We start from the raw sequence: 12258 nt of genomic DNA, 5'->3' as shown, positions 1-12258 counted from the left end.
AGCCACAAAAAAGGAGCTGCCCTAAACAGGCTGGCACAAAGCCGCCTTGAAAAATAAAGATAGAAATTATTTGGAATTCATCACAGAATCTTTAAATGGCACCTTTAAGCCAATTAAAGATACAATGGAGCACGTGTTAAAACGCCCAAATAATCATCAATTTAGACTAAAGAAATTTTTTATATAATTTGGGCGTTCCCCTAAAGGGGGTCGCGCTTTACATTCCAATCTTTTTGCGAGGAACGAGCAAAAAGTATTTCCAAGCAATCGCAAAATAGACATCACGTCCGAGCGCTAACGATGGGAATGGCATCCTTTAATTGGCACCTTAAAGCCAATTAAAGATACAATGGACAGCGTGTAAAAGCGCCCAAATTATTAATATTATCGATCTTAAAAAATCTTAGAATGAGGAAAGTTAGCATTTTCCGTACTATTTTAGTAACGTACCTTTTAAAATGAGAACGGCCACGCTGAAATAGATTACAATCCCGGTTACATCTACTAAGGTGGCCACAAATGGTGCTGAAGACGTGGCGGGATCTAACTTTAATTTTTTTAAAAGTAGCGGCATCATAGATCCGATAAGGCTGCCCCAAAGCACAATACCAACTAAGGTGAAAAATATAGTCACTGCTATAAGCCACCAATGAGGCCCATAATCGTACAGGTTCATATTTTGCCATATCACAATCCTTATTAAGCCAACCGTGCCTAAAATGGCACCAAGCATGCTGCCAGAAATAAGCTCTCGTTTCATTACTTTCCACCATTCGGTAAGCGTAACTTCACCCAGAGCCATCGCTTGTATTATTAAGGTAGAAGCCTGCGACCCGCTGTTGCCGCCGCTGCTCATAATAAGTGGAATGAATAACGAAAGGACGACTGCTTTTTGAAGTTCAATCTCGAAATATTGCATTGCTGTGGCGGTGAGCATTTCACCCAAGAACAGGACAACCAGCCAACTTGCGCGCTTTTTTACTAGGCGCAGCAGTGGAATATCCAAATAAGGTTCATCGAGTGCTTCTGTACCTCCGAATTTTTGCATATCCTCTGTATATTCTTCGTTTGCAACCCAAAGAATATCATCTACGGTTACGATACCCAGCATAATATTTTCGCCATCTACTACCGGCAAGGCAACTCTATTATTCATCCGGAAAATACCAATGGCTTCTTCCTGATGGTCAGTTGCTTTAAGCGCAATAAAACGATTGTCAGTAAGTTCGCCGACGATTGATTCGGGATCTGCCAGCAAAATCGATCGGATCTTAATGTCATCTACGAGTACACTGTTTTTATCTAAGATGTAAATTACGTCGATGGTTTCAGAATTTTTCCCAACACGCCTGATGTACGCTAATACCCTGCTTATTGTCCAATGTGCGCGAACGGTTACGTAATCTGGTGTCATTAACCGGCCTACACTGTCCTCTTCATACCCCAAAAGCGCCAAAGATTCCTTACGGTCTTCGGGTGAAAGCAACGTAATCATCTTCGCCAGTATATCCCCTTTTAGTTTGCCAAAAAGGGCAGTTCTATCATCTGGAGGAAGATTTTTTATAATTGAATTTAGCTTAACACCAGAAAGTTTTTTAATAATGCGTTCTTGCGTACGAAAATCTAAAATGCGAAAAACATTTACTGCGCGATTGAGAGATAAAGTTTTGATAAATTTCGCAGCCTGCTTTGGAAATTCGTCGATAAGTTCCTCGACATCGGAAATGTTAAGTTGATCTAGATACTTTTTTAATGCTTTCTCGTTATCCTTTAAAAGCAACGCCTTTACGTCTTCAAAAATCAACTCTTCCATATCGGCCTTCTTTATTTTACATTTCCATCCTAGTTAAACGGATGCAAAGGTGCGCTTTTAATTTCAGAAAGTCAATGCCACGATCTGCAACCTAACTTTTGAAGTAATTTTTAGGAACATCGCAAATTAAAACATCTATGAATTATGTTTTAGTAAACAGCTTTAAACGGTTTTGTTTCCTATTTACTAAAGTATTTCCATCGTGCGCAAATAAAACTAACGTCATTATTTCTATATTTGCTGCCCAAAGTACTTTATGCTCCCGTAGTTCAATGGATAGAATTGTGGTTTCCGGTACCACCGATATGAGTTCGAATCTCGTCGGGAGCACTAAACACCGCCTTTGCTTTTAAAAAAGCCAAAGGCGGTGTTTTTTGTTGTAGAAGTTTGGCAATTAACTAAAAGAAGATAATAAATCAATTTTCTTCCCATCCGACTTTCAAATGTTTAAAAAATCACTTTTGATTATTTAAATACTTCTAACTTTAACAAATGAAAAATATGAAAATTCGCTATTTTTTACCGTTGTTCTGCATTCCAATTTTTTCTGCCTCCGCGCAAACCATCGTTAATCGAAACGCAGAGATTGCTGACATGGTACGAGAAGTAAATACCGATTCTTTAAAATCTTACATTTCTAGCCTAGTTACTTTCGGAACTCGCAGCACACTGAGCGAGGTTAAAGAAAAAAGAGTAGGAATTGGAGCGGCAAGAAACTGGATTGTTTATAAATTTAAACAGTTTGCAAAGCATAGCGACGGCAGATTAACGGCTTATCTTGATACCGTTACTTATAAGGCCGACGGTAAACGGGTTGATGCAAACATTTCTTTGGCAAATGCAGTGGCCGTTTTAAAGGGGACCGATAAAAATGATGAGCGTATTTTTATCATCAGCGGGCACTTAGATAGTCGCGTTACAGACATTATGAATAGGAAGAGCGATGCACCCGGCGCCAACGACGACGGTAGTGGCGTTGCGGCGGTTTTAGAGAGCGCTAGAATTATGAGTAAACATGCATTTCCAGCAACCATCATCTTCGTGGCAGTGAGCGGAGAAGAACAAGGTTTACTCGGATCGACTTTTATGGCAAATAAAGCCAAAAACGAAAATTGGGAGGTAGAAGCAGTATTGAATAACGATATTATTGGCAGCAATAATAGCAGTGGCACAAACATTATAGACAACACTAAGTTTAGAGTGTTTAGCGAGGGTTTGCCCAATTATGAATTAGATAAGACGGCAAGAAACATTAGGAGCTTTGGGTTAGAAAACGATAGCAAAAGCAGACAATTGGCTAGATATGTTAAAGAAATTGGCGAACGCTATGTGGATCACTTAGAGGTTAAATTAATGTATCGAAGCGACCGTTTTCTACGCGGTGGCGATCATCTTCCATACTTAGAGAATGGATTTACTGCCGTAAGATTAACAGAGATGAACGAAAACTTTAATCACCAGCACCAAGATTTGAGAACCGAAAACGGAGTTGAATATGGTGATTTGCTGAAGTTCATGGATTTTGAATATTTGCGTAAGAATACTGGCATCAACCTTTCCGTACTTGCTTGTTTGGCAAAAGCACCTTCTGCGCCGATAGATGTGAAGGTAGATGTGAAAGATTTAAGCAACTCGGCAACCTTTAATTGGAAAAAACCAAAAACCGGTAAAGTGAAGGGATATTATATACTCATGCGCGAAAGTAGCAGTCCAATGTGGGAGAAAAAGTTTTTTACCACTGAAACTCGAATTTCGTTGCCCTACAGCAAAGACAACTATCTTTTTGCGATACAAACGGTTGGCGAAGATGGCACAGAAAGCCTGCCAGTTGTTCCCGATGTAGAAAGATAAGACATGAAGTACGAGAAAAAACAAAAATTTAATCTAGCAGCGTTAATTATAAACATCGCGTTAACGCTTGGGGTTGGCAGTTTGGGTGCATGGGCGACAGTTGGCGGCATAAAAAGTTGGTATCCTAATTTAAACAAGCCTACATTTAATCCACCCAACTGGCTATTTGGTCCAGTTTGGACAATGCTGTACATCTTAATTGGCATTTCTGCTTATCTGGTGTGGCAAAAGCGAAGCAGCATTGCACATTTTCCTAGAACTATAGCCATTTACCTCATTCAGCTGATTTTAAACTTGGCTTGGTCGTTTATCTTTTTCTATATGCACGAGATAGGTTTTGCCTTGGCAGAAATTATTTTACTGTTTATGATGATTTTATTTAACGGATTCTATTTTTACAGAATCTCTAAATGGGCGGGATTTTTGTTTATTCCCTATTTATTATGGGTCGCTTTTGCCTCTTTCTTAACGTTTAGCATTTTTATGCTAAACTGATTTTAGAAAAGAAATTTTTAAGTGCCTACAATTTATCAACCATTTTATACCTTAGATCGTCATTAAAAATGTTTTTTGCCCTTATTAAAGTCTAAAAAAATTTGCTAAAAATGAAAAAATTACTTCTTTTTTTATGCGTTTTGGCCGCAGGAACAACTGTTTTTGGCCAAAATTCTGCAATTAATAATTTTTTGGTGAAGGAGAATCTACTTAAAAATAATAAGCTCGCTATTATTGCTGCGGATTCGGCAGGCACGCCCAAAGAGAATATCAATGGCCTTTATACCTTTAGCATTAGCGGATTTACGCAGCAGTTAAAATTTAATGATGGCGTTGCAATATTGCAACTTCCTATTGAGAAATCCACTTTTGTATACGTTAAGCATCAAAATGACAATGGTACCCATAGTAAACTCGTTTACGTCTACAAAAAGGACACAGACCTAACGCCCTACGCCATCAACAGTTTATGGCTGTTTTTAATTCCAATTATTCTGGTGATTTTGGCTTTTGCTTTTAGAAAACTAATCATTTTTGCGGTGCTTATTTTTTTAGCTTTTGTTTATTTTAACCACAGCAGCGGTTTAAACCTCACTACTTTTTTTGAAAGCATATTCGACGCCTTGAAGAAATTATTTTGATCTTAAAATAGGTTTAAAATCTTTCTTTGAAATTTACAGCGCTTAGAATTAAGAATTGCTTTTGTCAGTCTTATTTAACATCGCTTCAGATTTATTTTGCTCCTAAGCTATTTCTAAATTCATTTGGGCGTTCCCCAAGCTGCGCAAGGGTCGGGCTCATCCGTTACAATCTTTTGCCCAAAAAGGCAAAAGGATTTTCACTACTATCCCTCACGCAAAAGTGAAACTAAAAAGGCATGCCAATGCCAAAATTATATTGTAAAAAGCGGTAAGTATCCGGCCCGTGAGTAGCATTATAGTCGTCCTTAAAGGATTTCCCTCCAGTTAAAAACTTACTAATTACCCATTGATCAGTTCCCGAAAATTCAGGATCTTTAAGTTTCAATCCAATGTCGAACCTGAACACAAAATACTTTACGTCGTATCTAAAACCCATTCCCGTTCCAACGGCAATCTGATGACCAATCTTGCCAAAATCAAATTTCTTTTCCGGACCATCCGCCGCTGTTAAATTCCAAACATTGCCAGCATCAAGAAAAACAGCGCCTTTTAAAGTCGCACCAAAAAACTTGTCGAGCAATTTATACCTATACTCTAAATTACTCTCAATGCGCAAATCGCCCAACTGATCTAAGCCAAAAAGTGCACGCCTTAGATTGTCACTGCCCAGGGTTGTTCTGTTATAATTGCCAGGACCGAGTGTTCTTGCCTGCCAGGCACGTATGCCACTGGAGCCGCCTGCAAAGAATTTTTTCTCAAAAGGCAAACCAGATCGGGTAGAGTTCCCATACGCATAACCTATTCCAGCATTTATACGCGCAATAAACTGTCGTTCACCAGAAATGTATTTGTACCATCTAATATCTACATCTGGCCTAATGTACTGATTGTAAGGAAGTCCCAAAAATGTTGCATATTCGCCGTTGGCAACATCATATTTTTTCCCACTTATGCTAGAGAAAGCCTGCAACAAATTTCCTGCGGTTTCTATATTTCCCCTAAAATACACAAATGTTCTATACTCGTTTAGCTTGTCGGCGTTTAAAGAGTAGGTATATTTTGTGCCTAGAGTAAAATCTTTCCTGTCTAGTAAAGCAATGTAATAGAGGTTATTTAAAGCCTCATCACTCGTTAGGCTATCTCTATTTAAATTCCCAAACCGATACTCAAAATTTAAAGGCGTAAATGAATGTAGCTTAGATTTTGTCTCTACCCAGTCATACGTAATGGAGTTGATAAATATCCGCCTAACAGAAATGTCTTTTTGCAAAGCATAAATATAACTCGAGGAAAATGTGGTGTGTGGCATTCCATTTTTCCCCAGCCCAAAGTTAAAAAAAGGAATAAGTAAACGCGGTACAGCAATGCTTGCACTAATTGAAAAATCTCGCTGATAAATGTCTTTAAAAGGTGTTTCCCCGTTGCCTATCCTAGACTGCAAACCTCCCTTTAATTGGAGTTCAAACCGCTCAGCACCTCTAAAAATATTGTTATTGGTATACGTATTACTCAGATTAAAGCCAACCGTTCCTCCATTAAATGGGACTTCTCCTTCTACCCTATTGCTCATTACCTTTTGAGGAATAAGTTGAATTACTGGGATAATTTTATTAGATGTACTGTCTGCGCGGAAAAAATTAATATTAACATTTTTAAAGATGTTAAGCTGATAAAGCCGGTCGTAGGTAAGATTTTCTTTATTAATGTCATACAATTCACCAAACTTCAAAAAATCGTAACGCACAATTGGATTTCTTCGATAACGCTTTGCAAAATCTGTAAAAACAACATGTTTAATGGTGTCTTTACTGAGCTTATACCTTAAACTGTCTGGGAAACCATCGGGATTAGGTGCAACAATTACTTGACTCGTACCGATAGTATAGGTTTTATGCTCGCCATTTGGCGGATCAGTTACATTTAAATGTAAATCCACTTTGTTATCTGCAGAAACGACATCTGCGCCAAACACGTCGAAATTAATGTAAGGCCGAAGAAAATAATAATACCCGTTTTCTTTCGAAATGCGATAGATCTGCTCGCGCTCAAAATTCAGCGAATCAGAATCATATTGCATGCCAACGTGCAGCCTAGAAAATTTAGGCTTCTGACTTTCATAAAGGTATTTAATGTTTTGGTTTGCTATAGAATCTTTAATGCTTCCGATAAAATAGGCGGGTCCCGGATTGGCTCTAAAATCTACCACGGCTTTTTTATTTGCTACCGATATTTTAGCCTTAACTTTAGCTGTAAAATAACCTTTACCCTTCAAAAATTTTTCTATCTGATTTCGAGAGATCTCTACCAATGTGCTGTCTAAAACTGCGGGTGGAGAACCGAAAGGCTTGATGCCGCTCGTTTTATAACGGCCGTCTTTGGTATTAAAAAGGTTGTAGAGCGGAACATTTATGCTTAGTGCAGATGGCGGCCTAATATCCTTTTGAACATAATTATAGGCTTCTTCCGCAAACTTCGGATCTATGCTGTCTATGGTAACTTTTTTAACGATAGCTTGGTCCTCGGAAATATATTTGGTAGATGAACAAGCATGTATTAACACAATAATAAATAGTAATATTGCAACTCTATAAAATTTAATAAAGGGCGGGTAAACATATGCTTTCAAAATCGCAGATCAGTTTTGTTAAGTCGTTGCATCAAAAAAAGTATCGCAAAGAAAATGGCCTTTTTTTAGTAGAAGGCCAAAAATCTGTACAATCGTTTATAAATTCCAGCTATCAAATCGAAACCATTTATCATCTTGCAGAAAAAACGGCTTTTATTTCACAGTTGCCTGCAAATATAAACTTATTTGCACTAAACAACGTAGAACTGGGTAAGATTAGTGCCCTGCAAAATCCTCAAGATGTGTTGGCTTTGGTAAAAATTCCAGAAACTGTGAGCCCTTCCTATAGTCAATTTAAGCAGAAATTTACCCTCGTATTAGACGGACTGCAAGATCCGGGAAATTTGGGCACCATTATTAGAACGGCCGATTGGTTTGGAATTAAGAATATTGTTTGCTCAATAGATACCGTAGAAGCCTATAATCCAAAAACGGTACAAGCTACCATGGGCAGTCTTGCTTCTACCAACATTTACTACACAGATTTGGCTGATTTTCTAACCGACACCGGAATACCTATTTTCGGGGCATTGTTAGAAGGGCGATCAATTTATAAAACAGCGTTTGGCGCGGAAGGATTTATTGTGTTAGGCAACGAAGGAAATGGAATTTCTCGGGAAATTATCAAAAAAATAGCAAACAAAGTAACCATACCAAGAGTTGGTAAAGCAGAATCGTTAAATGTTGCAATTAGCGCGGCAATTTTTTGCGCAGAAATTTCTAGAAGAGATTAATTAATTCTTTAATCAAAAATTACAAAAACTTCCTTGCGGTATAGCCTTTTATTGTTACTTTTGCAAACTATTACAAAAATGGTCGAGTGGCCGAGTGGCTAGGCAGAGGTCTGCAAAACCTTCTACAGCGGTTCGAATCCGCTCTCGACCTCTAGGTTTAACAAAGAAATTATAAAAGAATACCGACATGGCAGTTACAAGATTAAAAAGAAAAGATAGAAGAAATAAGAACTTTGCTTCGCAAGATGTAAAATTTTTAAAATTGGCAACCAATTTAGAACTGGGCTCTCGTTCGGTACAACCAAAAAACGATCAGTTAGCTAAAAATAATGCTGTTTTAGCTTCGTTGAGCAAATAAGCTTTAAGAATCAAAATAATTGAACATCGCTATATAATTAGCGATGTTTTTTTTGTGAAAAACGTTCTTGTAATACCAATCGCCAACGCTTGGTCGTTTGGCAAGTATTTTTAAAAGTGTATCAATTTGAAATTTTCAGGTTTTTGCAGGGCACAGCATGTATGTTCGCATCGTCATAACATCTGAAGTGAAATGTACATACTGCCCAAAGTTATGAGTCAAATTCAATTTTTTGATTAAAAAGGCTGTTTTAAACCAAAGCCTTGCAAATTGTCTTAATCAATCCTGGGCCTTCATAGATAAAGCCAGTGTAAAGTTGCACGAGACACGCTCCTGCTGCAAGTTTTTCCTTGGCATCTTCTGCAGAATGTATTCCGCCAACACCGATAATGGGAAATGCGTGGTTAGATTTCTCAGCCAAATACTTAATGACTTCCGTAGAACGATTTTTTACCGGTTTTCCGCTTAATCCTCCCATTTCTCCACTTAGTTTTCCATCACTCAATAAATCCTCCCGACTAATGGTTGTATTGGTGGCAATAACGCCTGCAATCTTGGTTTGGGCAACTATCTCAATAATGTCATCTAGCTGACTATAAGTCAAATCTGGCGCTATTTTTAACAGAATGGGTTTCGGAAAAGTATGTTTATGGTTCTCAACTTGCAAGGTATTCAAAATATTTTTTAATGGTTCCTTCTCCTGTAATTCGCGTAATCCCGGCGTGTTGGGCGAGCTTACGTTTACCACAAAATAATCTACCACCTCGAATAACTTCTTAAAACAGATCAAATAATCATTAACTGCATTTTCGTTGTGCGTGGTTTTATTTTTTCCAATATTTCCTCCAATTACAATATCCGGATGCTTGTCTTTTACCATCCGCAGGCGTTCAGCCATTACATCAACGCCCTTATTATTAAAACCCATGCGGTTAATCAACGCTTCATCATTGGGTAGCCTAAACATTCTTGGCTTATCATTTCCAGGTTGAGGCATTGGCGTAACGGTCCCAACCTCTATAAACCCAAATCCCAAATTGCTAAGTGGCTCCACATATTCGCCGTTTTTATCAAACCCGGCAGCCAAACCTACCGGATTTCTAAACTTAATTCCGAACACCTCGCGCTCTAAGCCCTTGATATTTACATCAAAACTACCACGGATAATGGTCTTTCCGAGTGGAAAAACATCATTGAACCATTTAAGACGTTTCACTACAAAATAATGAACATTCTCTGGATCGAACTTAAAAAATAGGGGCTTTATGAGGCGATACATATTACTAATATAGTAAAGAAAGCCAAAAGTAGGAATTTAAATGCCTTACCTTTTAAAGAATATGTTTTAACTAAAGTTAATGTGAAACTTTACTGCATTTTTGAAAACAAAACATCTCTTTTTCCGGCAGTGTCAGTCCGGTTACGCGCTATATCTCTTCACGTTCTTCGCTTTCGTGTCCGCCAATATGAGTTTTAGTAATGCAAAGCGCTTTCGATCTTTTTAGAGAAAATACCATACTAAAAACAAGAGCAGCTTTTGGATGGCTCGCGAAAATCTCTCAAGATTGTGATTAAAGAGTAAGAACAGATCTTATCGCAGTTCGCTCCCAACGCTGCAAAACACCTTTCATTAACAAATGAATAAGCCATGTGTTAAAAATGAATCCATCCGCGGCAGCGAAGAAAACTTGTTTATTTGATTGTTAGACTACATTATTGAAAAATGCCTATTTACACTCCGATTCCAAAACAGGCATTTTATAAATCCACTCTAAAAACGCTTTTAATTTTCGTACTTTTGCAGCCGCAATGATTTCTATAAATAACCTAACATTTTTAATTGGCTCTCGAGCCTTATACGAAGAAGCAAACTGGCACATTAAACCTGGCGATAGAGCAGGTTTGATTGGCGCTAATGGTACCGGAAAATCTACTTTACTTAAGATTATCGTGGGCGAGTATGCGCCAACCTCGGGCACCGTGAGTATGGCCAAAGATTTGAAAATTGGATATTTAAACCAAGATTTGCTCTCTTACGATTCTCACCACAGCATTTTACATGTGGCTATGGAAGCTTTTGATCGCCAAAATCAGCTGCACGACGAAATTGAGGAATTGTTGAAAAAGATAGAAACAGATTACAGCGAGGAAGTGCTAAACAAATTAAGCGATAAACAACAAGAGTTTGAAGCGCTTGATGGATACAACATAGAATATAGAGCAAACGAAATTTTGGCAGGTTTGGGATTCAGCACTTCAGACCAGCATCGGCCGTTGAACACCTTTTCTGGCGGCTGGCGCATGCGCGTAATGTTGGCTAAAATATTGCTTCAAACCCCAGATATTTTGTTGCTAGATGAGCCAACTAACCACATGGATTTACCATCTATTAAATGGCTGGAAAGTTACCTGGGCAATTTTGAAGGCGCTATCGTAATCGTTTCTCACGATAGGTATTTCTTAGACAAAATCGTAAATCGTACCGTAGAATCTCGTAAAGGAAAGCTAAATGTTTATGCCGGAAACTACAGCTTTTATGTCGAAGAAAAAGCACTTCGTGGTGAAATTCAAAAAGGAGAATTTAAAAATCAACAGGCCAAAATTAAGCAAGAAGAGCGTTTAATAGAACGTTTCAAGGCTAAAGCCAGCAAGGCTAAGATGGCGCAATCTAGAATGAAAGCGCTAGATAAAATGGAACGCGTAGATGATGTAGATGATGACAATCCGACGGTAAATTTTGCTTTTAAATTCTCCAAACCATCTGGTAGACACGTGGTTATGATAGAACATGCCACCAAACATTATCCAAATGTTCACATTTTAGAGGATGCAGAAGCCGTTATAGAAAAGGGTGATAAAATAGCTTTAATTGGAGCTAACGGAAAAGGTAAATCTACCTTGCTAAGAATTATTGCGGGTGCAGAGCAGTTTGATGGCAAATGCGAAACTGGACACAATGTTACTACAACCTTCTTTGCTCAACATCAACTCGAATCATTACATCTTGAAAACAGCATTTTGGCAGAATTGCAAGCATTTGCTCCGAAACATACAGACACTGAACTGCGAGGCATATTAGGCTGTTTTCTTTTCTCTGGCGATGATGTTTTTAAGAAGATAAAAGTGCTTTCTGGTGGAGAAAAATCTAGGGTAGCCTTAGCTAAATCACTAACGACCGATTCTAATTTCTTGATCCTGGATGAGCCAACCAATCACTTAGACATTCAATCTGTAAACATATTAATCCAAGCACTGCAACAGTTCGAAGGTACTTTTGTTGCTGTTTCTCACGATAGATATTTTTTGGATAACGTGGCGAACAAAATCTGGTTTATCGAGGAAGAAAAAATAAAACAATATCCTGGTACATACGCAGAATATGAAGAATGGAACAGCAAACGGGTGATTCCAGCTTCCAAGCCAATTCCGGTAAAAATGCCTGAAAAAAAGAAAGAGGAGCCTAAAATAGTTGGTCCGACTTCAACAAATCACTTAAAGAAGCTTAACGAAGAACTAAAAAAAGTTGAACTTAAAGTTGGCGAATTGGAGCAAAAAGTGAAGCAGATAGAAGCTGAGCTTACCCAAGAAGAAGTGTATGGAAAAGCAGATAAACTTGCTGAAACCAATAAGCGTTATTTGGCTACAAAGCAAGATTTAGATGTCAGTCAGCATCAGTGGGAAAGTTTGGCTACCGAAATTATGGAAATCGAGGGGTAAACATTTAAGCTCCAATCCACCAA

General features: G+C 38.2%; 9 protein-coding genes and 2 tRNA genes. 8 read left to right on the top strand and 3 right to left on the bottom strand.

Annotated elements, in window-relative coordinates:
• Positions 1–433: 433 nt before the first annotated feature.
• Positions 434–1813: a magnesium transporter gene (mgtE, locus tag ACVWYG_RS16565; protein WP_457271704.1), complete on the bottom strand. Its 1380-nt coding sequence runs from the start codon at positions 1811–1813 to the stop codon at positions 434–436.
• 258 nt (positions 1814–2071) lie between these two features.
• On the opposite strand from mgtE, the gene ACVWYG_RS16560 reads away from it, so the two are divergent.
• The 4 genes from ACVWYG_RS16560 to ACVWYG_RS16545 all read left to right on the top strand — a co-directional run bounded on the left by ACVWYG_RS16560 (position 2072) and on the right by ACVWYG_RS16545 (position 4800).
• Positions 2072–2143, top strand: a tRNA-Arg gene (locus ACVWYG_RS16560).
• A gap of 171 nt (positions 2144–2314) precedes the next feature.
• Positions 2315–3664 (top strand): M28 family metallopeptidase, encoded by a 1350-nt coding sequence (locus ACVWYG_RS16555; protein WP_457271703.1) that lies wholly within the window; start codon positions 2315–2317, stop codon positions 3662–3664.
• Between the two features lie 3 nt (positions 3665–3667).
• Positions 3668–4159: a TspO/MBR family protein gene (locus ACVWYG_RS16550; protein ID WP_457271701.1), complete on the top strand. Its 492-nt coding sequence runs from the start codon at positions 3668–3670 to the stop codon at positions 4157–4159.
• 110 nt (positions 4160–4269) lie between these two features.
• Positions 4270–4800, top strand: a complete 531-nt coding sequence (locus tag ACVWYG_RS16545) for a hypothetical protein (protein WP_457271699.1) — start codon at positions 4270–4272, stop codon at positions 4798–4800.
• A gap of 226 nt (positions 4801–5026) precedes the next feature.
• Here the strand turns inward: ACVWYG_RS16545 and tamL are convergent, their stop codons facing one another.
• Entirely contained in the window at positions 5027–7426 is a 2400-nt protein-coding gene (gene tamL, locus ACVWYG_RS16540) for a translocation and assembly module lipoprotein TamL (protein ID WP_457271697.1), read from the bottom strand.
• Here tamL and ACVWYG_RS16535 point away from each other — a divergent pair.
• From ACVWYG_RS16535 to ACVWYG_RS16525, 3 genes are all read left to right on the top strand, one after another.
• Positions 7417–8160 (top strand): TrmH family RNA methyltransferase, encoded by a 744-nt coding sequence (locus ACVWYG_RS16535; RefSeq protein ID WP_457271696.1) that lies wholly within the window; start codon positions 7417–7419, stop codon positions 8158–8160. The two genes, tamL and ACVWYG_RS16535, sit on opposite strands and share 10 nt — an antisense overlap.
• 80 nt (positions 8161–8240) lie before the next feature.
• Positions 8241–8311 (top strand) — tRNA-Cys (locus ACVWYG_RS16530).
• 36 nt (positions 8312–8347) lie between these two features.
• Entirely contained in the window at positions 8348–8518 is a 171-nt protein-coding gene (locus ACVWYG_RS16525) for a spore protein (RefSeq protein WP_457271694.1), read from the top strand.
• Between the two features lie 250 nt (positions 8519–8768).
• Here the strand turns inward: ACVWYG_RS16525 and ACVWYG_RS16520 are convergent, their stop codons facing one another.
• Positions 8769–9797, bottom strand: coding sequence for a quinone-dependent dihydroorotate dehydrogenase (locus ACVWYG_RS16520; RefSeq protein WP_457271693.1), 1029 nt, complete (start codon positions 9795–9797; stop codon positions 8769–8771).
• Between the two features lie 530 nt (positions 9798–10327).
• Between ACVWYG_RS16520 and ACVWYG_RS16515 the strand changes: the two genes are divergently transcribed.
• The gene (locus ACVWYG_RS16515; RefSeq protein WP_457271691.1) at positions 10328–12235 is read left to right on the top strand and encodes an ABC-F family ATP-binding cassette domain-containing protein; all 1908 of its coding nucleotides are present in this window, start codon (positions 10328–10330) and stop codon (positions 12233–12235) included.
• Positions 12236–12258: the final 23 nt, after the last annotated feature.

Source organism: Pedobacter sp. UYEF25, assembly GCF_054061655.1.
Note: the sequence above shows the minus strand (reverse complement) of the source record. Positions and strands in the feature narration are given on the sequence as shown.